The 23,184-nt window shown below is 66.4% G+C and carries 19 protein-coding genes; 18 read left to right on the top strand and 1 reads right to left on the bottom strand.

Annotated elements, in window-relative coordinates; all coding sequences use genetic code 11:
* The first annotated feature begins 3 nt into the window (after positions 1 to 3).
* The 12 genes from J2S75_RS02365 to J2S75_RS02310 all read left to right on the top strand — a co-directional run bounded on the left by J2S75_RS02365 (position 4) and on the right by J2S75_RS02310 (position 15,762).
* On the top strand, positions 4 to 3,573 hold the full coding sequence (locus tag J2S75_RS02365) for a glycosyltransferase (RefSeq protein WP_307017833.1): 3,570 nt from the start codon (positions 4 to 6) through the stop codon (positions 3,571 to 3,573).
* A complete protein-coding gene (gene rfbF / locus J2S75_RS02360) occupies positions 3,573 to 4,349 on the top strand; it encodes a glucose-1-phosphate cytidylyltransferase (RefSeq protein ID WP_307017831.1) in 777 nt (258 codons plus the stop codon). The genes J2S75_RS02365 and rfbF overlap by 1 nt, the downstream gene beginning before the upstream one ends.
* Positions 4,346 to 5,419, top strand: coding sequence for a CDP-glucose 4,6-dehydratase (rfbG, locus tag J2S75_RS02355; protein WP_307017829.1), 1,074 nt, complete (start codon positions 4,346 to 4,348; stop codon positions 5,417 to 5,419). The genes rfbF and rfbG overlap by 4 nt, the downstream gene beginning before the upstream one ends.
* A gap of 37 nt (positions 5,420 to 5,456) precedes the next feature.
* A complete protein-coding gene (gene rfbH / locus J2S75_RS02350; protein WP_307017827.1) occupies positions 5,457 to 6,785 on the top strand; it encodes a lipopolysaccharide biosynthesis protein RfbH in 1,329 nt (442 codons plus the stop codon).
* 12 nt (positions 6,786 to 6,797) lie between these two features.
* Positions 6,798 to 7,745, top strand: a complete 948-nt coding sequence (locus tag J2S75_RS02345) for an NAD-dependent epimerase/dehydratase family protein (protein ID WP_307017826.1) — start codon at positions 6,798 to 6,800, stop codon at positions 7,743 to 7,745.
* 8 nt (positions 7,746 to 7,753) lie between these two features.
* The gene (locus J2S75_RS02340; protein WP_307017824.1) at positions 7,754 to 8,176 is read left to right on the top strand and encodes a GtrA family protein; all 423 of its coding nucleotides are present in this window, start codon (positions 7,754 to 7,756) and stop codon (positions 8,174 to 8,176) included.
* The gene (locus J2S75_RS02335; protein ID WP_307017821.1) at positions 8,173 to 9,174 is read left to right on the top strand and encodes a glycosyltransferase family 2 protein; all 1,002 of its coding nucleotides are present in this window, start codon (positions 8,173 to 8,175) and stop codon (positions 9,172 to 9,174) included. Before J2S75_RS02340 ends, J2S75_RS02335 begins: the two co-directional genes overlap by 4 nt.
* The gene (locus J2S75_RS02330) at positions 9,171 to 10,934 is read left to right on the top strand and encodes a thiamine pyrophosphate-binding protein (protein ID WP_307017820.1); all 1,764 of its coding nucleotides are present in this window, start codon (positions 9,171 to 9,173) and stop codon (positions 10,932 to 10,934) included. Before J2S75_RS02335 ends, J2S75_RS02330 begins: the two co-directional genes overlap by 4 nt.
* A gap of 363 nt (positions 10,935 to 11,297) precedes the next feature.
* Positions 11,298 to 12,350, top strand: coding sequence for an AraC family transcriptional regulator (locus tag J2S75_RS02325; protein WP_307017818.1), 1,053 nt, complete (start codon positions 11,298 to 11,300; stop codon positions 12,348 to 12,350).
* A gap of 75 nt (positions 12,351 to 12,425) precedes the next feature.
* On the top strand, positions 12,426 to 13,424 hold the full coding sequence (locus J2S75_RS02320; RefSeq protein WP_307017816.1) for a formylglycine-generating enzyme family protein: 999 nt from the start codon (positions 12,426 to 12,428) through the stop codon (positions 13,422 to 13,424).
* 23 nt (positions 13,425 to 13,447) lie between these two features.
* Entirely contained in the window at positions 13,448 to 14,923 is a 1,476-nt protein-coding gene (locus J2S75_RS02315) for an arylsulfatase B (RefSeq protein ID WP_307017814.1), read from the top strand.
* A complete protein-coding gene (locus tag J2S75_RS02310) occupies positions 14,923 to 15,762 on the top strand; it encodes a porin family protein (protein ID WP_307017812.1) in 840 nt (279 codons plus the stop codon). The genes J2S75_RS02315 and J2S75_RS02310 overlap by 1 nt, the downstream gene beginning before the upstream one ends.
* Before the next feature lie 8 nt (positions 15,763 to 15,770).
* On the opposite strand, the gene J2S75_RS02305 is transcribed toward J2S75_RS02310, so the two are convergent.
* Positions 15,771 to 16,481, bottom strand: coding sequence for a DeoR/GlpR family DNA-binding transcription regulator (locus J2S75_RS02305; RefSeq protein WP_307017809.1), 711 nt, complete (start codon positions 16,479 to 16,481; stop codon positions 15,771 to 15,773).
* 119 nt (positions 16,482 to 16,600) lie between these two features.
* Between J2S75_RS02305 and deoC the strand changes: the two genes are divergently transcribed.
* The 6 genes from deoC (at position 16,601) to J2S75_RS02275 (ending at position 23,149) form a co-directional block, all read left to right on the top strand.
* Positions 16,601 to 17,302: a deoxyribose-phosphate aldolase gene (gene deoC, locus J2S75_RS02300; protein WP_307017807.1), complete on the top strand. Its 702-nt coding sequence runs from the start codon at positions 16,601 to 16,603 to the stop codon at positions 17,300 to 17,302.
* 83 nt (positions 17,303 to 17,385) lie between these two features.
* Positions 17,386 to 18,432, top strand: coding sequence for an autoinducer 2 ABC transporter substrate-binding protein (locus J2S75_RS02295; protein ID WP_307017805.1), 1,047 nt, complete (start codon positions 17,386 to 17,388; stop codon positions 18,430 to 18,432).
* A gap of 166 nt (positions 18,433 to 18,598) precedes the next feature.
* Positions 18,599 to 20,095 (top strand): sugar ABC transporter ATP-binding protein, encoded by a 1,497-nt coding sequence (locus J2S75_RS02290; protein WP_307017802.1) that lies wholly within the window; start codon positions 18,599 to 18,601, stop codon positions 20,093 to 20,095.
* Positions 20,095 to 21,066: an ABC transporter permease gene (locus J2S75_RS02285; protein WP_307017800.1), complete on the top strand. Its 972-nt coding sequence runs from the start codon at positions 20,095 to 20,097 to the stop codon at positions 21,064 to 21,066. The genes J2S75_RS02290 and J2S75_RS02285 overlap by 1 nt, the downstream gene beginning before the upstream one ends.
* Before the next feature lie 14 nt (positions 21,067 to 21,080).
* The gene (locus tag J2S75_RS02280) at positions 21,081 to 22,076 is read left to right on the top strand and encodes an ABC transporter permease (protein WP_307017797.1); all 996 of its coding nucleotides are present in this window, start codon (positions 21,081 to 21,083) and stop codon (positions 22,074 to 22,076) included.
* Positions 22,073 to 23,149 (top strand): aldose 1-epimerase family protein, encoded by a 1,077-nt coding sequence (locus J2S75_RS02275; RefSeq protein ID WP_307017795.1) that lies wholly within the window; start codon positions 22,073 to 22,075, stop codon positions 23,147 to 23,149. Before J2S75_RS02280 ends, J2S75_RS02275 begins: the two co-directional genes overlap by 4 nt.
* Positions 23,150 to 23,184: the final 35 nt, after the last annotated feature.

Below are 23,184 nucleotides of genomic sequence, written 5' to 3'. Positions count from 1 at the left end.
TCCATGACCGAGTCTTCCCACCGACCTCCCACGTTCCGGTTCCCGTCTCCCGACGAGAGCATGGCTTTCACCGGGGAGCGCTATGTTTCCGGTCTGGTGGGTGAGATTCAGCACGAGCACTATCACCGGTATCTCTTCGCCCTTCAGTTCTGCAGCGGCAAAGACGTTCTCGATGTGGCGAGCGGAGAGGGCTATGGAAGCCATCTCCTTGGCCAGGTCGCGCGTTCCGTGGTGGGGGTCGATATTGACGCCGCTTCCGTCGCTTTCGCGGCGCGCAACCATGCGACGGCGAGGGTATCGTTCCGCGAGGGTAAGGCCGAGGCGCTGCCGCTTGAGGCGCAGTCGGTCGATGTTGTCGTCAGCTTCGAGACGCTGGAGCACTTTGAGGACCAGCCGGCCTTCGTCGGCGAGGTCCTCCGTGTCCTGCGCCCCGGCGGGATGCTGGTGATTTCTTCCCCGGACCGCGTCACCTATTCGGAGAAGCGGGATTTCAAGAATGACTTCCACGTGCGTGAACTGGACCGCCAGGAACTGCGCGACCTGTTGGCGACGCGTTTTGCGCATATTGCGCTGTTCGAACAGCGTGCCTTGTGGGGATCGGTGATCCTGGGCGACGAGGCGACGGGGGCGCGGGGTGTCGCCGGCTTCATTAGCGATGATGGGACCTGCTTCTCCTCCTGCACGGGCGTGCCCGAGGCGCCCTATCTGATCGCGCTCGCTTCAAACGAAAAATTGCCGGCCCTGAGCCACAGCGTGCTCCATTCGCCGAGCCACTTTCGCGCCCTCGAAGGCGCCCGCCTCAGCGCCGAGGAAAGCGTGCGGGCCAGCGTGTCCGAAATCGGTCGGCTGAACGACGAGCTTACCGACGTTCGTCGCAAGGGGCAGGCAGAGATTGACCGCCTCAACGCTGAACTCGCCGCCGTCCGTGGGGCTGGGCAGGCGGAAATCGACCGGCTCAATGCCGAACTGACCGATGCGCGGCGGACGGGGCAGGCGGAGATTGACCGCCTCAACGCCGAGTTCAGGGACCAGCGTGCGGGTGCGGCGGCACCGATGGCGGCCGAAAACAGCCCGCCGTCTCTTGAGGGGACCGAGATCGAGCGACTTCGCGCCGATCTGCTACAGACGCAGGCGGCGGCTCAGGCTGAGATTGCCCGCCTGACGGCCGAACTCACCCATACGCGAGCGGTCGGTGCCGCAGTGGCGGTGCGTCTTGAAGCCCAACTCGTCCATGCGCGGGAGACGGCTGCGGCAGAGGTCGCCCGCCTGAAGGCTGAACTCGCTTGCGCACAGGAGAATGAAGGGGCGGAAGCGTCGCGCCTCAGGGCCGACCTTGCGCGTTTTGAGGGCGACCGCAGATTTGAGCGCGAGCAATTTGAAGCCGCGCATCTGAGTTCGCTGAATGAGCTCCACGCGTCCTATGCGCGCCAGATCGAGGAGATGCGTCGGCGGCCCTTGCGCACGCTGAGGCGCTGGATGAGAGACCGGATTCGCAGGACGGCAGTGTACCGCGCGGTGAAGCCGCGGCTTCGGGCACTGCGTGGGCAGGCGAAGTCGGCTTTCAGGATCCGCACGTCGCCTGCCGCGCGGCCGGCGATGGCGGCCGGACTGGGGGTCGATTTGCTGCCGATGGCAGAAGGACTCGACTTCGGCATTGGCGAAGACACACCTCTCGTCTCGGTGATTATCCCGACCTATGGCAAAGTCGACTATACGTTGCGCTGCCTGGCGTCGATGCACCGTTTCCGGCCCGCGGCGACCTACGAGGTGATTGTCATCGACGACGCCTCTCAAGACCCGGCGCTGGGGTTGCTGCGCCGTATTCCCGGCCTGGTCTTTCTGGAAAATGAGACCAATCTGGGCTTTATCAATAATTGCAACAAGGCCGCCGGCCAGGCGCGCGGACGCTACCTTCACTTCCTCAACAACGACACGGAGGTGACCGAGGGCTGGCTCGACACGCTGCTTCGCACCTTCGCTTTGCACCCCTCGGCGGCCATTGTCGGCTCCAAGCTGGTCTATCCAGACGGGCGTCTGCAGGAAGCCGGCGGCATCGTCTGGCGGGATGGTTCGGCCTGGAATTTCGGGCGCTATGACGATCCGGCGCTGCCCAAGTACAATTACACCCGCGAGGTCGACTATTGTTCCGGCGCCTCGATCCTCGTCGACGCGGCGTTCTTCCGAGACCAGGGCGGCTTCGACATCGCCTACGCGCCGGCTTATTGCGAGGACTCCGATCTGGCGTTCAAGGCGCGGGCAGCGTCTCGGAAGGTGTTGTACCAGCCGCGCTCGGTCGTCATCCACCATGAGGGTGTCTCCCACGGCACCGACACGTCCGAAGGCATCAAGTCCTATCAGGTTCGGAACCAGCAACGGCTGGTCGAGCGGTGGCGCGCGGAGCTGGAAGCCCGCCACTATCCCAACGCGGTGAATGTGTTTCGCGCCCGCGAACGCAACTTTACCGGCAGGGTCGTGCTGGTCATCGATCACTATCTGCCGGAACCGGACCGAGACGCCGGTTCACGAACCATGGTGGCGTTCCTCTCCGAGCTTCTAAGCGCCGGCTATGTGGTGAAGTTCCTGACTGAGAACGGCTATCTGCACCCTGACTACGCCCCTCTGATCCAGGACATGGGCATCGAGATTCTCTACGGGCCGCTCGCCACACTGGCAGGTTTCAATGAGTGGATGAAGCAGTTTGGCGGGCAGTTGCACGCCGTGCTGTTCAGCCGGCCCCACATCACCGCGAAATACATGGACACCGTCCGGAACAATACCAGGGCCCGCTCGGTCTATTACGGGCACGACCTGCATCATCGCAGGCTCCGGCTTGCCCATCAGGCCACGGGACAGCCGGAAGACCTTGCGGCGGCACAGGCGCAGGAGCAGGAGGAGCGGTGGATCTGGTCGCAGATGGACTGCGTGCTCTATCCCTCCGCTGACGAGGTGGCGGTGGTGAAGGCTATGGAGCCTTCCACTCCCGTTCAGCTTGTCTCTCCCTACATCGTCGAATTGCCAACACAGACTCCCGACTTCGAGACCCGGGAGGGGCTGCTCTTCGTGGCCGGCTTTGCGCATTCGCCGAATGTCGATGCCGCCATATGGCTCGTGAAGGAGGTGATGCCGCTGATCTGGCAAGTCATGCCCGATTTGCACCTGTCGCTTGTCGGCTCATATCCGACCGCGGAGGTTCAGGCTCTCGCCTCCAAGCGCGTGACCGTTCGCGGTTGGGTAAGCGCCGAAGATCTGACGCGGTATTACCGGACCTCTCGCGTCGCCATTGTGCCGTTACGGATTGGAGCGGGGGTTAAATCCAAAGTGGTGGAAGCGCTGCAGCATGGGTTGCCCCTGGTTACGACGCCGGTCGGGGCCCAAGGCATGCCGGGGCTGGAGACCATCTGTGCCGTCACCGCGAACCCTGCGGAACTGGCAGAGGCGGTACGCCAGCTCGCTACGGATGGCGATCTGTGGGCAAGGCAGGCGAGCGCGCAGCAGGCCTTTGCGCAGGAGCACTTCTCCCGTGAGACGATGCGCAGGCAACTCGTGCAGGCTATCGAAGGGATTTGTGCCTGATGAAGGTCGTTATACTCGCAGGAGGATTTGGCACGCGCATCAGCGACGAATCCACGGTCGTGCCGAAGCCGATGATCGAAATCGGTGGGCGCCCGATCCTGTGGCACATCATGAAGATTTACTCTGCCCACGGCTTCAATGAGTTCATCATATGTCTGGGCCATCGCGGCTACGTCATCAAAGAGTATTTTTCGAATTATTTCCTGCACATGTCCGATGTAACCTTCAACATGGCAGGAAATTCGATGGAGGTGCACAGGGAAACCGCAGAGCCGTGGCGCGTCACGTTGGTTGATACCGGCGACGGCACGAATACCGGAGGCCGGCTCAAGCGGGTGGCCTCCTATCTGCGTGGCGAGCCGTGCTTCGCCATGACCTATGGCGACGGCGTCGCCGACATCGACCTCAAGGCGGAACTGGCCTTTCATCAGGCCCATGGCCGGCTCGCGACGATCGCGGCGGTGACGCCGCCAAGCCGCTTCGGAGTCCTTGAGATCGACGCCGATGGGCGTGTCGCCTCGTTCCGCGAGAAGCCACCGAACGAGGTGGGCCGGATCAATGGCGGCTTTTTCCTGCTGTCGCCCAAGGTTCTCGACCTGATTTCGGACGATTCCACGGCATGGGAGCAGGAACCCCTTGAGTCTCTCTCGTCGCAGGGCGAGTTGAAGGCCTTCCTTCACGACGGCTTCTGGCAACCTATGGACACGCCGCGCGACCGCCGGCTTTTGCAGGAGCGCTGGACGTCCGGCGCGGCTCCCTGGAAGGTGTGGGCATGAGCCTCGATGCTGCATGGCGGGGACGCCGCGTGCTGCTCACCGGGCACACCGGCTTCAAGGGAGCATGGCTCGGCCTTTGGCTGGAGCGACTGGGCGCCATTGTCACCGGCTTCGCGCTGGAGCCGCCGACCGAACCCAGCCTGTTTGCCCACCTCTCCCACGCCCGCACGCTCGACAGCATCATCGGCGATGTTCGCGATCTCGCGGCCGTTGAAGCCGCGTTTGATCGGGCCGCGCCGGAGGTCGTCATCCATATGGCGGCGCAATCGCTGGTTCGTCCCTCCTATGACGATCCGCTGCGAACCTACTCGACCAATGTGATGGGGACGGCGAATGTGCTCGATGTCATCCGCCGGCGGGGGGGCGTGCGGGCTGCCGTCATCGTGACCAGCGACAAATGCTACGAGAACCGTGAGCAGATGTGGGCTTATCGCGAAAGCGATCCCATGGGCGGCCACGACCCCTACAGCAACAGCAAAGGCTGTACGGAACTGGTCGCTCAGGCTTTTCGCGCCTCCTATTTCAAGGCGGGCGGTACGGCGTTGGCGACGGTTCGGGCAGGCAACGTGATCGGTGGCGGCGACTGGGCCGTCGATCGTCTGGTGCCGGATGCGGTTCGCGCCTTCAGCCAGGGACGTGCGCTGGCGGTGCGCAATCCTGCGGCGCTGCGGCCCTGGCAGCATGTGCTCGAACCGCTGTTCGGTTATCTCATGCTGGCGGACGCGCTGCTGGGTCCGCGCGCCTCGGACTTCGCGCAGGCATGGAATTTCGGTCCTGCGACCGACAGTGAGGTGCCGGTATCAAGGTTGGCGGACGAACTCGTGCGGCGTTGGGGTGAAGGGGCGGCGTGGCGGGTCGAGGGTGACACGACCGGCCTGCATGAGGCCCGAACCCTGACGCTCGACTGTACCAAGGCGCGTACGCAGTTGGGCTGGCAGCCGGCCCTCGATCTGGCCGAGGCGGTGGCGCTGACCGTGGACTGGTTCAAGGCGTGCCGGGCGGGAGCGGACATGCGAGCGTTCACGCATGCCCAAATCGACGCGTACTCCGCCGCGCGACGGGCCGCGTGACGTGTCGCAACGGCAGACCGGAATGAGGATTGGGTGAATGGTGAGCGAAACGCCGGCTGCGACCGCCGAGGAATTGCGCGCGCAGATCATGGCGCTGGTCGAGGCCTATTACGACGCACGACACGCCCCGTCGCCCTTCGCGGCCGGCCGATCGCCGGTTCCGGTTTCGGGGCGTGTGTTCGATGCGCGGGACATGCAGAGCCTCGTCGACAGCGCGCTGGACTTCTGGCTGACAACCGGGCGTTTCAACACCGCCTTTGAGGCGCGGCTGGCCAAGGTGGTGCAGAGGAAACATGTGCTCACGGTGAACTCCGGCTCGTCAGCCAATCTCGTGGCGGTTTCGGCGCTGACTTCTCCACTGCTGGGGGAGCGGGCGCTCAAGCCGGGCGACGAGGTGATCACCTGCGCCACCGGCTTTCCCACGACGATCAACCCGGTGCTACAGAACGGCCTGGTGCCGGTCTTCGTGGATATCCACCTGCCGACCTACAATATCGAACCCGATCAGATCGAGGCGGCGCTCAGCGAGCGGACGCGTGCCATCGTGGTGGCCCACACGCTCGGCAACCCGTTCGACCTTGATGCGGTCATGGATATCGCCCGTCGGCATAATCTCTGGGTTGTCGAAGACTGCTGCGATGCTCTTGGCGCCACCTATCGTGGCCAGCCGGTCGGGACCTTCGGTGATGTCGGCACGTTGAGCTTCTATCCCGCTCATCATATCACGATGGGCGAAGGCGGCGCGGTCTTCACCGGCAATGCTCGGCTCCGTCGGGCGATGGAGTCGATCCGGGACTGGGGGCGTGACTGCTACTGTGCGCCGGGGGCGGACAATACCTGCCACAAGCGCTTCGACTGGCAGCTTGGCGACCTCCCGCACGGCTATGACCACAAGTACATCTATTCGCATGTCGGCTATAATTTGAAGATCACCGACATGCAGGCTGCCGTGGGCCTCTCGCAGCTCGATCGACTGGACGATTTCATCGCCAGTCGCCGGCACAATTTCAACAGCCTCAAGGCAGGGCTCGCCGAGCTTGAGGACGTGTTCATTCTGCCCGAGGCCACGGCCCACTCCGATCCTTCCTGGTTCGGCTTCCCTCTCACGGTTCGGGAAGGCGCGCCTTTCGACAGACGGGCGCTGGTGATGCACCTAGATGCGCACCGCATCGGCACGCGGCAGCTTTTCGGGGGCAACCTGCTGCGGCAACCCTATATGGCGGGGCGCCCGCATCGCGCTGTCGGGTCCCTTGCCAACAGTGACGCCGTGATGAACCGGACGTTCTGGGTCGGTGTCTATCCGGGGCTCGGCGATCCCGCCATCGACTATATGGTCGATACCATCCGCAGCTTCGTGCGAGGTTAGGTGGCATCGGCCATGCGCGTCTTCATGACCGGCACAAGCGGCTTCCTCGGCCGGCCCACGGCGCGCCAGCTCGTCGCTGCCGGCCACGAGGTCGCAGCGCTGGTGCGGCCGGCCACGGACCGCGCGCGCCTGGGGGATGTGGCGGGCTCACTTACGCCGATCCATGGATCGCTTGAGGATGTGGACAGCCTGCGCGCGCCGCTTTCCGCCTTTGCGCCGGAAGTCGTCATTCACGCCGGGTGGTCGGATGTGAGCGGTGCGGGACGGGACACTCCGGCGCAGCTGCGCAATGCCGTGTTCGCCGCCGATCTCGCCATGCTGGCGTCCGAGGTCGGCGCGGGTGCCTTCATCGGCATCGGCTCGCAGGCCGAATATGGTCCGATGACCGGGGCGGCCGACGAGACCCATCCCACCCGTCCGACCTCGCTCTACGGTGTGGCGAAGCTGGCCGCCGCGCTCGCAACGGAACAGATTTGTGTCCGCGCCGGCGTGCGCTGGGCGTGGATTCGGCTGTTCTGTGCCTATGGCCCGCGCGACAATCCCTCCTTTCTCATCCCCACCCTGATGCGGGGCCTTCTGGCGGGTGAGTGCCCTCCCCTCACCGCCTGCACCCAGAAGTGGGACTTTCTCCACGTGGACGATGCGGCCGCCGCGATTGTCGCCGTGGCTGCGGCGCAGGCAGCAGCCGGGCCGTTCAATCTCGGCTCGGGCGAGGCGCCGCCACTCGTGGACACGGTGGCGCTGTTGCGGGACCTCATCGATCCCGCCTTGCCGCTCGATCTCGGCGCGCTGCCCTTCCGGCCTGAACAAGTCATGCATCTGCAGGCGGACATCGGCCGCCTCCACCGCGCCACCGGCTGGCGGCCGCGCCTGACCCTGGCGGAGGGGCTGTCCTCCACCCTGCGGTGGTACAGCTCACAAGGGCCTGACCATTGCGCTGTCGACTCACGGAACGGATGAGGCCGACGATGAGCATGTTCCGGCACATCAACTTCCCGTCTGCCTCCGCCGCAATGCGTCAGGGAAGGCTGGCGCAGTTCGTCCGCTTCGTGCTCGTCGGTGGGCTCAACACGCTGGTCGGCTATTCGCTCTTCGCCGTGCTCTTCCTGCTGTCGGGCGACCACAGGCTCGCCCTGCTGATCGCGACCGTTCTGGGCGTGCTGTTCAATTTCGTCACGACCGGCCGATTGGTCTTCGCAAACCGTCGGTGGAGCCGCCTGCCGCTGTTCGTCGGCCTCTATGCTCTGACCTTCGCACTCAATCTCGGTGCGCTCGAACTGCTGGTCGCGGCGGGCGTGGCGCCGCTGTTGGGGCAATTGCTTGTTTTGCCTGCGGTCGTGGTTCTCTCGTTCCTAGGGAACCGTCTTGTCGTCTTCCGGGGGGCCCCATGAAGATCTCCGTCGTCACCCCTTGTTACAACGAGGAAGACAACGTTGCCGAATGCTATGCGACCGTGCGGGCCATCTTCGACGAACATCTGCCCGGCTATGAGCGGGAGCACATTTTCTGCGACAATGCGTCGACCGATGCGACGGGAGAGATCCTGCGCCGGTTGGCAGATGAGGATCCGTCCGTCAGGGTCATCGTCAACGCCCGCAATTTCGGGCCGCTCCGTAACACCTATAACGGCGTCATGGCGACGTCCGGCGATGCGGTGCTCATTTTCCTGCCGGCCGATCTCCAGGATCCGCCTGAGCTCTTGCCCGAGTTCGTACGTCTGTGGGAGCAGGGCTACGAGATCGTCTATGGCATCCGGGCGACCCGCGACGAGAGCTGGTCGATGCGCACTCTTCGTCAGGTCTATTACCGCGCGCTGACGCGCTTCTCGGAGTTCGACATACCCCCGGGGGTTGGCGATTTTCAGCTGGTCGACCGACGCGTGGTGGATTCGATGCGGCGCATCGACGACACCTATCCGTTCATGCGCATGATGACGTTTGAATGCGGCGGCCGGGCGGTGGGCGTTCCCTATCGCTGGCGGGCGCGCAAGCGCGGCCTCTCGAAGAACCGCCTGTCCGCCCTGTTCGACCAGGGCATGAACGGGATTACCTCTTTCACCACCGCGCCGTTGCGGATCGGGCTTTTCGCCGGCTTTGTTCTCGCCGGGCTGAGCGTCCTCTATTCCATCGTCAACCTCCTAGTCGGCCTCTTGTTTTACCAGCGGCTCGCCGAACCCGGCATCTTCACGCTGATCGTGGCGCTGTTCTTTTTCGGCGGGGTCCAGCTGTTCTTCATGGGGCTCATCGGCGAATATGTGCTGGCGATCTATGCCCGCGTGCGCCAGAAACCCGTGGTTTTCGAGCGGGAGCGCCTCAATTTCGGCGAGGCTGTCGCCGCAGCGGGCGGGACAAAGACAGATCAGCCGGCCCATCCGGGGAGCGAGCCATGACCGGAGCCGAGTACATCGCCGCTTTCCTCGCCAGCAAGGGCATACGCCATGTCTTCCTGATGACCGGGGGCGCCGCCACCTTCATGATCGACGCCATCGGGCGACGCGACGACATCGACTATGTCTGCATGCAGCATGAGCAGGCGGCGGCCATGGCGGCGGACGCGGTGTGGCGGGTGAACGGCACGGTGGGGGCGACGATGGCCACATCGGGCCCCGGCGCCACCAATCTGCTGACGGGCATCGCCTGCTCCTATTTCGATTCCATCCCGTCGCTGCACATCACCGGGCAGGTGAATCTGCGCGAGAGCCGGCGCCTCGGCAGTGCGGCTCCCCGTCAGGTCGGCTTTCAGGAGACGAAGATCGTCGAGATGGCCCGGCCTGTCACCAAATACGCGGTGCAGGTTCATACCCCCGAGGACCTTCGGCGCGAGCTGGAGGTCGCCTATCGCGAGGCGACGACCGGGCGGATGGGGCCGGTTCTCGTCGACGTGCCGATGGACCTGCAGCAGGCCGAGATGGGTGCCTTTTCTCCCCTGCCATCACCTCCTTCCCTTCCGCCACATGAGGAGGAACTGGCCCGCATCGCCGCGACGGTGACGCGGGCGCTGGAAGGCGCCAGGCGCCCTCTTCTCTATTGGGGCGCCGGCGTCGGATTGGCCGGGGTCGAGCGGGAGGTGGAGGCGTGGGTCCGCGCGAGCGGCCTTCCCGTGGTGTCGAGCTGGGCGGGCGCCACCTCTATCGACCACGATCTTCCCGGCTTCTGCGGCACCGTAGGGGTCTACGGCAATCGGGGCGGGAATTTCCTGATCCAGAATTGCGACGCCCTGCTCGTGCTCGGAAGCCGGCTCGACAACCGTCAGCGCACCGGGAACCCGGCGACCTTCGCCCCCGACGCGCGGGTGATCGTGCTGGACGTCGACGCCGAGGAGCTCGCGAAATACGCGGCCGACGGCTATGTCTGCGAGCAGCTCGATTTCAAGCACCTGCCGGCCGTGCTGCGGCAGGTCGCCTTGCCCGAGGCGAATAACGCCTGGCTCGATCATGTGGGGTTGATGCAGGAGCGCTATGTCGGCAAATGCCGCAGCACATTCGCCGAGGCGAACGGTAGCCAGTCGCCCTATGAGGCGATCCGTCGGATCAATGCGCTTGTCGCGCGCGACGCGGTGGTGGTGAACGATACCGGCGCCGCCGTCTGCTGGGCATTCCAGGCGTTCCATCGCACCGGACAGGCGCTGTTCACCGCGGGCGGCAACTCGCCCATGGGTTACGCGCTACCCGCCGCGATTGGTGCCAAGTTGACGGCGCCGGAGCGGCAGGTGGTCTGCATGACCGGCGACGGAGGCTTCCAGGTCAATCTGCAGGAACTGCAGACCGCGGTGCATTACGGCACCGACATGACCATCATCGTCATGAACAATGCCGGCTACGGCATCATCAAGCAGTTTCAGGACGCCTATCTCGCCGGTCGCCATCACGCGACAGCCACCGGGTACAGTCAGCCGGATTTCGGCCGTATCGCAGCCGCCTATGGCATCGACTACCACCGCATCGAACGGCCCAGCGACATCCGCCCGGAGATGCTGGCCCCCGAAGGGCTCCGGCTGCTCGACATCATTCTCGACCCGCGCACGCCGATCGAGCCGAAGGTCGAGATGGGGCGCCCGATCCATGACCAGTTTCCCTATCTCGACGACGGTGAATGGGCGGAAGGAAATGCCTTCAACCGTCACGAGCGCCGGGCGGGTGCGCCGAAATAGCGGCTGGCAAGCTACCGCATGCTGCGTCGCCCGCTCCGTGGCGCGCGGCGGCGTCCGGGCTGGAATCGAGACGGATGAGCGCGGCTCTTGAACCGTACGTATCGGACAGGGGCGCTTGAAGCCGCGCGCAAGTCGGCTTTCGCCCGTCGATACCTGCCCCGAACCGGACCCGATCACCGGTACCAAGCTGTCGAGGCCGTGAATTCTCCCGAACGGCCCGACTCCGAAACCGCGCCCCGGTGAGGGAGCGGCGCCCTCCCTCCCCCCGCGCTAGGCAAGCGGCTAATGGGGATGGTAGTTTCGGCCGCTGGGTGGCGGAACTGGAGCCCGTCTCCGGTAAGGACGGGCGTTGGAACCGAGCTGATGTGGGACCGGCATCCGATCCGTCTGTCTCTGCTGCACATGCTGCCGCAGGTCGCGCAGGCGCAAGGTCTGGAACTCGCGCCGCTGCTTGACCGGGCCGGCATAGTGGGCGCCCTCGGTGGCGAGGATATCGTCGCGCGCGGCCAGATCGCGACCGTGCTGCACGAGGCCGCGCGGCGGGCGGGCGAGCCGACGCTGGGTCTCGCCCTTGCCGCCAGCGCGCAGCCGGCACGATTGGGCCTCTCCGGGCGGGCGCTGTTCTCCGGCCGCACGCTGCGCGAAAGCCTCGCCGCCCATGCCCGGCATATGCCGACACTTCAGGGCGGGGTGCGTCTCCAACTTGATGAAGATGCCGGCCGCGCGTTCTGGCGTCATAGTTTCGAGGACAGCGATCCCGGCCACAGCGCCGTGCTCAATGACGGGGTGGCCGGTTTTATGGTCCGGGCCTTGCGCGCCCTTGCCGGCGCCGAGGCCGGCCCGCTGCGCGTGAGCCTTCCGCACCAGGCGCGCGCGCCGGTCCGCGCCTATGAGGACGCACTGGCCGCCGATGTCGCTTTCGGCAACGGCCAGGGGCTCGTCATCGGTTTCGATGCGGCATGGCTCGACCGCCCGAACCCGCTGTTCGGCGGCGCATGGGTGCAACTCGACGGCGCCGCGACGCCGGTCGTGCTGTATCAGCGGCACGACGATGCCGCGCTGGTCGCTGCGCTGGAACGAATCATCACCGCCTCGGCGCTCGCCGGCACGCTGTCCCTGATCGATGCCGCGCGTAGCCTCGGTCTGTCGCCGCGCACGCTGCAGCGGCGTCTCGCCTCGCTCGGCCTGCGTTTCGAGGTTCTGGTCGATCAGTGGCGGCAGAGGCAGGCGCGGCAGTGCCTCGCCGGGAGCCGGCTCCCCGTCGCGTCCATCGCCCGGCAGCTGGGCTACAGCGATCCCGCCCATTTCATCCGCGCCTTCCATCGCTGGGAAGGCACCGCGCCGCTCCATTGGCGCCGGTCCATCTGGCGCGAAATGGCAATTGAGGGGGGCGACGGGGCGGTGCTAGGTTCCTGATCCGCGGTCTTTCCGGATCGCGACGCCGGCTTGGCCCCGCGAGGAGGGGGCCGGCGGGAAGGCAGCGGAGCCGCGATGCAGCTGACAGTTCTGGCCGAGGGGCATGCCGATGCCGGGGCGCTGACGGCGCCCGGCATGGTGTGGATCCCCGCCGGTACGTTCACCATGGGCTCGGATCGGCATTATCCCGAGGAAGCGCCGGCGCACCGCGTCGGCGTCGACGGGTTCTTCATCGACACGACTCCGGTCACCAACCGCGCCTTCGCCGCCTTCGTCGACGCTACCGGCTACCGGACGCTGGCGGAGAGGGACCCCTGCCCCGCGGATTACCCCGATGCCGATCCGCGCCTGCTCGTGCCCGGCTCGCTCGTCTTCATCGCGCCTGAGCATGCGGTGTCACATGAGGACTGGACGCGGTGGTGGCGCTTCATGCCCGGCGCGGACTGGCGTCATCCGCAGGGGCCCGGCAGCACTGTTGAAGGGCTGGAGGATCATCCCGTGGTCCATGTCGCGCATGAGGACGCCCTCGCCTATGCGCGCTGGTGCGACAAGCAGTTGCCGAGCGAGGCGGAATGGGAGTTTGCCGCACGCGGCGGGCTTGAGGGGGCTGAATTCGCCTGGGGTGACACATTGGTGCCGGGCGGCGTCCACCGCGCCAATACCTGGCAGGGCGCGTTCCCGCAGGAAAACAGCGCCGAGGACGGCTATGCCGGCACCTCGCCGGTCCGCGCCTATCCTGCCAATGGCTATGGCGTCTTCGACATGATCGGCAATGTCTGGGAGTGGACCGACGATTGGTACGCCGCCACCCATGCCGCGTCCCTCCCCTCGGCAAAGGCATGTTGCGTCTCGCGCAACCCGCGCGGTGCCCGGCGCGAGGACAGCGTCGATCCGCTCGAGGCGGGCGCACTCGCGCCGCGCAAGGTGCTGAAGGGTGGTTCGCATTTGTGCGCGCCCAGCTATTGCCGGCGCTACCGCCCGGCCGCCCGCCAACCCCAGACCCTCGACACGGCCTCGGTGCATATCGGTTTCCGCTGCATCCGCCGTATCGCCCCTGATGCCCGCCCTCTCTGACGAGCCGAAGCCGAGGAACTGCCGTGACTGATCGTGACCTCCCCCCCGCCGCGCCCGCCCGCGCGCCCAGCCGCCGCGATGTGCTGGCCGGCAGCGCCGGCTTCCTGGCCGCCGTTTCCGGCCTGTCGCTGCTCTCCTCCGGTGCGCGGGCGGAGACCGCGCCGCGCCCGCATATTCTCTACATCGTCGCCGACGATCTCGGTTTCGCCGATGTCGGCTTCCGGGGCTCGGATATCCGCACCCCGAATCTCGACGCGCTGGCAGCGACGGGGGCGACGCTGAGCCAGTTCTACACCCAGCCGATGTGCACGCCGACCCGCGCGGCCCTCCTGACCGGGCGCTATCCCTTGCGCTACGGGCTGCAGGTGGGCGTCATCCCCTCCGGGGCAAGCTACGGCCTCGCCACCGACGAGTTCCTGCTGCCGCAGGCACTGAAGGAGGTGGGCTATCGCACCGCGCTGGTCGGCAAGTGGCATCTCGGCCATGCCGACCGCAAATACTGGCCGCGCCAGCGCGGTTTCGATTACTTCTACGGGCCGCTGGTCGGTGAGATCGACCACTTCAAGCATGAGGCGCACGGCGTCACCGATTGGTACCGCGACAACACGCAGCTGAAGGAAGAGGGCTACGATACCGAACTGTTCGGTGCCGACGCGATCCGGCAGATCGCCGGCCACGATCCGAAGACACCGCTGTTCCTCTATCTCGCCTTCACCGCCCCGCACACGCCCTATCAGGCGCCGCAGCGTTATCTCGATGCCTATGCGGGCATCGCCGATCCCCAGCGCCGGGCCTATGCGGCGATGATCACCGCCATGGACGAGCAGATCGGCAAGGTGGTGGCGGCGCTCGATGCGCGGGGGCTGCGCGAGAACACGCTGATCGTGTTCCACAGCGACAATGGCGGCACGCGCAACAAGATGTTCGCCGGCGAGGGCGCCGTGGCCGGTGACCTGCCGCCCAGCAACGCGCCGCTGCGCGAAGGCAAGGGCACGCTCTATGAGGGCGGCACCCGTGTCGTCGCCCTCGCCAACTGGCCCGGCCGGATCGCGCCGGGCGCGGCGGAAGGCGTGATGCATGTGGTGGACATGCTCCCCACCCTGGCGAAGCTCGCCGGCGCCAGCCTCGGCAAGGCGAAGCCGCTCGATGGCGGCGATGTCTGGCAGGTGCTGGCGGCCGGTCAGCCCGGACGCGCGGAACTGCTCTACAATGTCGATCCGACCCAGGGCGCGGTGCGCGAGGGCGACTGGAAGCTGGTGTGGCATGTCGCGCTGCCGCCCAAGGTCGAATTGTTCGACCTGTCGAAGGACCCGTCTGAAACGACGGACCTTTCCACCGCTCACCCCGAGAAGGTGGCGCAGTTGCAGCAGCGTGTGGTGGATTTCGCCCGCACCATGGCACCGCCGCTCTTCTACAGCGCGGCGCTGAAGGCTACGCTTTCCGCGCCGCTGGCGCAGCCCGGCGAAGCGCTCTACGAGATGGGCCTGGAGAACGATTGATGCGCGAGCCCCGCCTGCGGGCCCTTGGCCCTTCCGCCGCCGCCGCACCGTTCTTTGCAGCGGCGTTACTGGTCCTTGTCGGCGGCGCGCCGGCCGGTGCCGCCGATCTTGAACCGACGCCGCCGGCGGTGAGCCTGCCCGCGCCCGTCGTCGATGCGGATGCACCGACCTTCTCCGCCACGATGTATCTCTGGGCCAGTGCGCTGCACGGCACGAGTTCCACCCTGCCGCCTTTGCCCGCCGCCAATATCGACCTCAGCTTCCGCGACGTGTTGCAGGACCTCAATGGCGCGGTCATGGGCTCGGGCGAGATGCGGGTGGGACGGTGGGGCTTTCTCGCCGATCTGATGTTCACGCAGGTGACGCCCTCCGGCACCCTGCCCGGTCCCTACAACGCCGGCTTCGAAATCCGTTCGCGCAGCCTGACGCTGCAGGGCGACGTGCTCTATCGCCTCTACGAATCGGACACGCTGGATGTCGATGCCGGCGCGGGCCTGCGCTACTGGCACCTCAACAACCGGCTCACGGTTGATCCCGGCCTGTTGCCGGCGGGACTCGAATACAGCCAGGCCGAGAGCTGGATCGATCCGGTCATCGCCGCCCGCGTGCTCGCCCAGCTTGGCGGGCCGTGGAGCCTGACGCTGGTGGGCGATATTGGCGGTTTCGATGTCGGCTCCAAGCTCACCTGGCAGGCCATTGCCACGGTGAACTACCAGTGGAACGAGAATCTCGCCCTGCGCGCCGGCTATCGCGCGCTGTCGGTCGATTACCAGAACGGCGCGTTTCTCTATGACGTGCTGATGCAGGGGCCCATTCTGGGCGCGACCTACCGCTTCTAGCGGCTACTTCAGCTCTGCGCGTCCGCCTCGGTGATGAGGCGGGCGAACTGCTCGCGCCGGGCGAAGAAGGCGGGCTTGATCTTGTCGAGCTTGCTGGAGTCGACGACGAGATAGGCCGCCGCCGCCCGCACCAGCGCCGCCTGCTTCACTGGCACTTCATGGAAGTTGGAACAGGTGACGCCATGCTGGGCGTGGACGCCGCCGGCGGAAATGAACGCCTTGCTGATGCCGAGCCGTTCCAGGCTGCGCAGCGCCTCCTCGCCGGAAAAGCTCTGCGACGAGGCGTGGAACAGCCCTCCAAGCAGGATGAGGCTGGTGTTCGGCCGCCCGGCGAGCCGCGCGGCGATGTTCATGGCATAGGTGATGACGGTGAGCCGGCCCGTGACCGGCAAATGCTCGATCATGCGCGGCGTGGTCGTGCCGCAGTCGATGAAGATGGTGTCGTCCGGCTCGACAAGACGCGCCGCCGCGCGGCCGGCCGCCTCCTTGGCCTCGGCATGGGCGTCGAATTCCGCATCGAGCCGGTAGGTTGAGGCGCGCTCGCTCCCGGCGGGCAGGATATAGCCGCCGAGATAGCTGAACAGCTCCGGCGCGCTCGCGAGATCGCGACGCACCGTCATTTCCGACACGTCGAGATGTTGGGCGGCGTCGCGCAGGTGCAGCACGCCCACGGCGCGCAGCCGCTCGTCCAGCCGCCGGATTCGCTCGGGTTTCTTCACGTCGCTCCCCATCCCCCCACCTTCATTGGCGGTCCGCCTTGACTCGTCAAGTGTGCCGTGAAATGTTCGCAACAAATCTTGTGATAATCATAACAAAACTGACCGGGTGAAAACGTCTCATGGCAGAAACCGCACCAGCTCTGCGCGATACCCGCTCTTTGGCCGGGCTCATCGATCACACCCTTCTCAAGGCGGAAGCCTCGCGCGCCGAAGTAGCCCGCTATTGCGCGGAAGCGCGCGAACATGGCTTCGCCTCGGTGTGCGTGAACGCGGTGCATGCCGGCTTTGTCGCCGATGAACTCGCCGGCACGCCGGTGAAGACCTGCGTGGTGGTCGGCTTCCCGCTGGGGGCCGGCGGGGCCGAGGCCAAGGCCGCCGAGGCACGGCTGGCCATCGCCGCCGGGGCGCAGGAAATCGACATGGTGATCGACATCGGCGCGCTGATCGAAGGCGACCTTGCCCGCTGCCGCGCCGACCTTGCCAGTGTCCGCGAAGCCACCCGCGGCGCGGTGCTCAAGGTGATCCTGGAGACCTGCCTGCTCACCGATTCCCAGAAGGAAGAGGCCTGCCGCCTCGCGCAGAAGGTCGGCGCCGAATTCGTCAAGACCTCGACAGGCTTTTCGACCGGCGGTGCCACCGTGGCCGACATCGCGCTGATGCGCCGGGTCGTCGGGCCGCACATGGGTGTTAAGGCGTCCGGCGGGGTGCGCGATGCCGCTACCGCCTGGGCGATGATCGACGCCGGCGCCACCCGCATCGGCGCCAGCGCCAGCATCGCCATCGTCGCGGGCGCCGCCCCGGCGGCGAATGCCGGCTACTGAGCCGTTCCGGCCGGTTTGCTACCGGGGCACCCTCTGCCCTTCGCCAACGCCATCAAAATCAACGAATGTCTGGGAGGACATCCATGAGAAAGACGCTACTGACCCTCGCGGCGAGCCTGTCGCTGCTGGCCGCCCCCGCCTTCGCCGATGGCGTGGTGGATACCAGCCAGGTGCCGAAGGACATCACCGCCGCCGCCACCGGCAAGAAGTTCTCCATCGCCACCGTAGTGAAGGTCGACGGCATCGCCTGGTTCGATCGCATGCGCGACGGGGTCAAGCAGTTCGGCACTGACACCGGGATGGATGTGTGGCAGGTCGGCCCGAGCCAGGCGGACGCCGCCGCCCAGGTGCAGCTCATCGAGAACCTCATCGCCCAGGGCGTCGATGCCATCTGCATCGTCCCGTTCTCGGTCGAAGCGGTCGAGCCGGTGCTGAAGAAGGCGCGCGACCGCGGCATCGTGGTCATCGCCCATGAGGCCTCGAACCTCAAGAACGCCGACTACATCCTGGAAGCCTTCGACAACAAGGCCTATGGCGCGCAGCTGATGGAGGTGCTCGGCAAATACACCGGCGGCAAGGGCAAGTACCTCGCCACCGTGGGCAGCCTGACCTCGCAGTCGCAGAATGAATGGATCGACGGCGCGATCGAGTACCAGAAGAAGCACTTTCCGGACATGGCGCTCGCCACCCAGCGCCTTGAGACCTATGACGACGCCAACACCGACTATAACCGCCTCTCCGAAGCCCTGACCACCTATCCGGACGTGAACGGCATCATCGGCGGCCCGATGCCGACCTCGGCCGGCGCCGGCCGTCTGATCGCCGAGCGCGGGCTGAAGGGCAAGGTGTTCTTCTCCGGCACCGGCCTGCCCTCCGTCGCCGGCAAGTACCTCGCGGACGGCGACATTCAGTACATCCAGTTCTGGGACCCGGCGGTCGCCGGCTATGCCATGAACGAGCTGGCCGTGATGGCGCTCTCGGGCAAGAAGGACCAGATCAAGGCTGGCCTCAATCTCGGCCTCAAGGGCTATGAGAACCTCACCACCCCGGCCGGCGCCGCGCCGAACCTGCTCTACGGGCAGGGCTGGGTCGGCGTGACCAAGGAAAACATGGACCAGTACAAGTTCTGACGGCGGTTGGCGCGGGGTCCTTGAGGTCCCGCGCCGCCACCGCAGGGCGAGCCGTGGCGGGGCGCCGGCGCCCCTCCCCGGCTTGCGAAGGTCCCCTCATTTCGCTGACAAAGGCGTGGGCGGGCGGCGCTTTGTGCCGGCCTTCCCTTCCCGACGGGCGCATCCCATGGCCGTACCCCTGATCGAACTGCGCGGCGTCACCAAGCGCTTCCCCGGCATGAAGGCGCTGGACGGCATCGACTTCGCCATCGCCCCGGCGGAGATCCTCTGCCTCGCCGGCGAGAACGGTTCGGGCAAGTCGACGCTGATCAAGATCGTCTCCGGCGTCTACGCCTTTGACGAAGGTACGCTGCTGATCGACGGCGTACCCGTGTCCGGCTTCTCACCGCGCGCGGCCATCGCCGCCGGTGTCCAGGTCATCTATCAGGATTTCTCGCTGTTCCCGAGCCTGACCGTGGCGGAGAACCTCGCCATGGGCCGGCTGCTCAGCGAGGGGCGCCGGCTCGTCAGCCCTGCCGAATGCCGCCGCCTCGGCGCGCAGGCGCTCGCCCGGCTCGATGTCGCCATCGACCTCGACGCGCGGGTCGGCGATCTCTCCACCGCCGACCGGCAGATCGTCGCCATCGCCAGGGCGCTGATGAGCGAGACGCGCCTGCTGATCATGGACGAGCCGACCACCGCACTCACCGGGCGCGAGGTCGAGCGGCTCTTCACCCTCGTGCGTGAAATCCGGGCCAGGGGCATCGCCGTGCTGTTCGTCAGCCACAAGATGCGGGAGATGCTGGAGATTTCCGACCGCATCTGCGTGTTCCGCAACGGCCGCAAGGTCGAGGAAGGCCCGACGACCGATTTCACCGAGGCCCGCATCACCCGCGCCATGACCGGGCAGGACCTCGGTCATGAGCGCTATGGCTGGACGGGCGACGCGGCGGCCGAACCGCGCCTGCGCGTGCGCGGCCTCAGCGTCGGCGAGGCGGTGCGGGACGTGTCGTTCGATCTGCGCGCCGGCGAGATTGTCGGCCTTTCCGGTCTGCTCGGCTCGGGCCGCACCGAACTCGCCCTCGCTTTGTTCGGCATGGAACCGGAGCATCGCGGCACGGTGCTGCTCGACGGCACGCCGCTCAGCCTCGCCAGCGTGCCGGAGGCGGTGGAGGCCGGCATCGCCTATGTGCCGGAGGATCGCCTGTCCGAAGGGCTGTTCATGAGCCAGTCCATCGCCCGCAATGTGGTGGCGAGCGCCATCGAGCGGGCGACGCGCGGGCCTTTCCTCTCCGACGACGCGATGACCGCGCTGGCTGAGCGCACCGTCGCCGATATGAAGATCGCCACCACCGATGTGGAGAAGGAGGTCGGCAAGCTCTCCGGCGGCAATCAGCAGCGCGTCATCATCGGCCGCTGGCTGCTCACCGGGCCGCGCGTGCTGATCCTCAACGGGCCCACCGTCGGCGTCGATGTCGGCTCCAAGGCGGAGATCCACCGGCGCATCCGCGAACTCGCGGTTAAGGACGGGTTGGCGGTGCTGATGATCTCGGACGACGTGCCGGAGCTTCTGCACAACTGCAACCGTATTCTCCTCATGCACCGCGGCGCGATCCTCGATGATCTCGACCCGCGCGGTCTTGAGGAGGACGACATCCATTCCCGCTTGAAGACGCTGCGCTGATGATGACCCTCGCCAAGCTGATGCGCCGCTCCGAAACGGCGGTTTTCCTCATCGTCGCCGCGATCATGGTGGTGATCGGGCTGATCAATCCCGCTTTCTGGCAGGCGGACAATCTGTTCAACCTGCTGCGCGCCAATGTCATCATAGGCATTATGGCGCTCAGCGTGCTGGTGGTGATGATCTCCGGCGGCATCGACGTGTCGTTCCCGGCCTTCGCCGCCGCCGCCATGTATCTCACCGTGCTGGCGATGAACGCCTATGGCCATGAGGGCGTGATGCTGCCCTTCATCGGCGCGACGCTGATCGGCCTCATCTGCGGCCTCGCCAACGCCTTCTTCATTCACACCTTCCGCATGATCCCGCTGATCGTCACGCTGGGCTCCGCCTCGGTGGTGCGTGGCCTCCTGCTCGGGCTGGTCGGCACGTCGATCGTCAATATCGACCGCATGCCGCCGGCGCTGATCGCCTTCGGCCGCTCCAGCCTCGATATTGGCGGCGCCAAGCTCTCGGTGATGGTGTTCGTCTATCTCGCCATCGCCGGCGCGGTCTGGCTGTTCCTCAGCCGCACCCTGACCGGACGCTCGATCTTCGCCTATGGCGACGATGCGGAATCGGCCAAGCGCGTTGGCTTCAACACCCGGCGCACGGTCTATGTCGCCTATGGCCTCGCCGGCGCGCTGGCGGGTTTCGCCGGCCTGCTGCACGCCTCGATGATCTGGCTGGCCAATCCGCGCGACTTCGTCGGCTATGAGCTCGACGTGATCGCCGCCGTCGTGCTGGGCGGCGCCTCCATCTTCGGCGGACGCGGCTCGGTGCTGGGCACGCTGCTCGGCGTGTTCCTGCTGGTGCTGATCAAGAACAGCCTCATCATCATGCGCGTGGACAATACCTGGCAGGGCGTGGTCGTCGGCGGCGTCATCGTCGTCGCCACCGCGCTCACCGCCTGGCGCGACCGCAAGACGCTGGCGTGAGGGGAATGGGCACCATGGAAAAGCGTCTCGACCTTTCGCGCTTCATCAACCGCGACAACAACATCCTGCAACTGGTTCTGATCACGGTCGTCATCTTTGCGGTGATGAGCTGGCTCGAACCCACCAAGTTCCTGCGCTACTACAATTTCGAGTCGATCAGCTTCATCTTTCCCGAGCTCGGCATCGTCGCCATCGCCATGATGCTGGCCATGCTCACCGGCGGCATCGACCTGTCGGTGATCGGCATCGCCAACCTTGCCGGCATCCTCGCCGGCGTGTTCTTCACCAAGCTGTTCCCCGGCGATCCCACGGCCGGCGCGGCGGGCGAAATCGCCCGTGTCGCCGCCGGGGTGATGCTGGCACTCGGCGTCGGGCTGATCGCGGGCGCGCTGAACGGGCTGCTGATCACCCGGGCGAAGATCACCCCCATCCTCGCCACGCTCGGCACGGGACAGGTGTTCACCGGCCTGTGCATGGTGCTCACCGGCGGGCCCGCCATTGTCGGCTTCCCCGCTTACTGGGGGCTGATCGGCAATGGCAAGCTGTTCGGCATCGCGGTTCCGCTGCTGATCTTCGTCGCTGTCGCCATGGTGATCGCGGTGATGCTGACGCGCACCTCCTTCGGCCTCAACCTGTTCCTCATCGGCACGAATCCGCGCGCGGCGGTGTTCGCGGGACTGAAGAGCGACCGCATGGTGCTGGCCTCCTACATGTTGAGCGGCACGCTGGCAGCGCTGGCGGGCATCATGCTCTCGGGCCGCACCAATGCGGCGAAGTCGGATTACGGCACGTCCTACCTCTTGCAGGCGGTGCTCATCTGCGTGCTCGGCGGCACCAATCCGGCCGGCGGCAAGGGCACGGTGCTCGGCATTTCCATCGCGGTGATCGCGCTGATGCTGCTGGCCTCGGGCTTCCAGATGATGCGCTTTTCCAACCATCTGATCGACTTCATCTGGGGCGGCTTCCTGCTGCTCGTCATGGTGCTGAACGCTTTCAGGAATCGCGCATGACCCGCATTCATCTCGACCGCCGCAGCTTCGGCGACACGGAACGGCTGGCCGTGGAGCATGAGGGCCTGACCGCCAGCCTGTTCCGCTACCCCACCGGCGTGGAGGCGGTCCGGCTCGCCAATGCACGCGGCGCGCTGGTCGTGCTGCCCTATCTCGGGCAGATGATCTGGTCCGCCGCCTTCGACGGCGTCGACCTGACCATGCGCAGCATGTTCAAGGCGCCCCGCCCGGTGCGCACCATCGCGGAGACCTATGGCTGCTTCGCCTTTCATTCCGGCCTGCTGCGCAATGGCGTGCCCGGCCCGACCGATACCCATCCCGCCCATGGCGAGATGCCCTGCGCGCCGATGGACAGCGCCGGCATCGAACTCGGCACGGATGCGCGCGGGCCGTGGATGCGGCTGTTCGGCGCCTATGAATATGCGATGGGCTTCGGCGCCCATTACATGGCCCGGCCGAGCGTGACGCTGCACGCCACTGACGCCCGCTTTGACATGGCAATGGAGGTGACCAACCTCTCCGCCGGCGACGCCATGGACCTCATGTATATGGCGCATGTGAACTACGCCTTTGTCGAAGGCGGCGAAATCCTGCAGCAGGCGCCCTACGACGCCACCCATACGGCGGTGCGCCGCGCCGTGCCGGCGCATGTGGCACCGAACCCGACCTATCTCGCACGCATCGAGGCGCTCGCGACCGATCCCTCCGGCAGTCGCGTCGTCCGCCAGGCGGACGGATTCGACCCGGAGCAGGTGTTCTATCTCACCGGTCTCGCCGCCGATGCGCAGGGCGCGACGACGATGCTGCTGCGCCGCCCGGAGGGCGACGCCTTCCTCGCCCGCTACCGCCCGGCGGAATTTCCCAAGACCGTGCGCTGGATTCTGGCCGGGCACGATCAGTCGGTCTGCGCCTTCGCCCTCCCCGCCACCTGCGAGCCGGAGGGTTACACGGCGGAGAAGGCCAAGGGCAATGTCATCCGCCTGCCGGCCGGGGCCACGGCGCGCTACAGCGTCGAGCTCGGCCATCTCGACGCGGCCGAATGCGCCGCGCTCGCGCCGAGCCTGCGCGGTTGAAACGGAAATGACCGTTCCGGCAGGGGACGGCGGGA

It is taken from the genome of Ancylobacter polymorphus (assembly GCF_030813495.1).
Classification (GTDB): domain Bacteria; phylum Pseudomonadota; class Alphaproteobacteria; order Rhizobiales; family Xanthobacteraceae; genus Ancylobacter; species Ancylobacter polymorphus.
The sequence above is the reverse complement of the archived record's forward strand: the minus strand, read 5'-3'. Positions and strand labels throughout refer to the sequence as shown.

Excerpts from the sequence above, each read along its gene's own strand:
- J2S75_RS02330 (WP_307017820.1), top strand. The coding sequence starts at position 9,171 with ATGACCGGAGCCGAGTACATCGCCGCTTTCCTCGCCAGCAAGGGCATA.
- J2S75_RS02280 (WP_307017797.1), top strand. The coding sequence starts at position 21,081 with ATGGAAAAGCGTCTCGACCTTTCGCGCTTCATCAACCGCGACAACAAC.
- rfbF (WP_307017831.1), top strand. The coding sequence starts at position 3,573 with ATGAAGGTCGTTATACTCGCAGGAGGATTTGGCACGCGCATCAGCGAC.
- J2S75_RS02365 (WP_307017833.1), top strand. The coding sequence starts at position 4 with ATGACCGAGTCTTCCCACCGACCTCCCACGTTCCGGTTCCCGTCTCCC.
- J2S75_RS02340 (WP_307017824.1), top strand. The coding sequence starts at position 7,754 with ATGAGCATGTTCCGGCACATCAACTTCCCGTCTGCCTCCGCCGCAATG.
- rfbG (WP_307017829.1), top strand. The coding sequence starts at position 4,346 with ATGAGCCTCGATGCTGCATGGCGGGGACGCCGCGTGCTGCTCACCGGG.
- J2S75_RS02310 (WP_307017812.1), top strand. The coding sequence starts at position 14,923 with ATGCGCGAGCCCCGCCTGCGGGCCCTTGGCCCTTCCGCCGCCGCCGCA.
- J2S75_RS02345 (WP_307017826.1), top strand. The coding sequence starts at position 6,798 with ATGCGCGTCTTCATGACCGGCACAAGCGGCTTCCTCGGCCGGCCCACG.
- J2S75_RS02335 (WP_307017821.1), top strand. The coding sequence starts at position 8,173 with ATGAAGATCTCCGTCGTCACCCCTTGTTACAACGAGGAAGACAACGTT.
- rfbH (WP_307017827.1), top strand. The coding sequence starts at position 5,457 with ATGGTGAGCGAAACGCCGGCTGCGACCGCCGAGGAATTGCGCGCGCAG.
- J2S75_RS02295 (WP_307017805.1), top strand. The coding sequence starts at position 17,386 with ATGAGAAAGACGCTACTGACCCTCGCGGCGAGCCTGTCGCTGCTGGCC.
- J2S75_RS02325 (WP_307017818.1), top strand. The coding sequence starts at position 11,298 with ATGTGGGACCGGCATCCGATCCGTCTGTCTCTGCTGCACATGCTGCCG.
- deoC (WP_307017807.1), top strand. The coding sequence starts at position 16,601 with ATGGCAGAAACCGCACCAGCTCTGCGCGATACCCGCTCTTTGGCCGGG.
- J2S75_RS02285 (WP_307017800.1), top strand. The coding sequence starts at position 20,095 with ATGATGACCCTCGCCAAGCTGATGCGCCGCTCCGAAACGGCGGTTTTC.
- J2S75_RS02320 (WP_307017816.1), top strand. The coding sequence starts at position 12,426 with ATGCAGCTGACAGTTCTGGCCGAGGGGCATGCCGATGCCGGGGCGCTG.
- J2S75_RS02275 (WP_307017795.1), top strand. The coding sequence starts at position 22,073 with ATGACCCGCATTCATCTCGACCGCCGCAGCTTCGGCGACACGGAACGG.
- J2S75_RS02290 (WP_307017802.1), top strand. The coding sequence starts at position 18,599 with ATGGCCGTACCCCTGATCGAACTGCGCGGCGTCACCAAGCGCTTCCCC.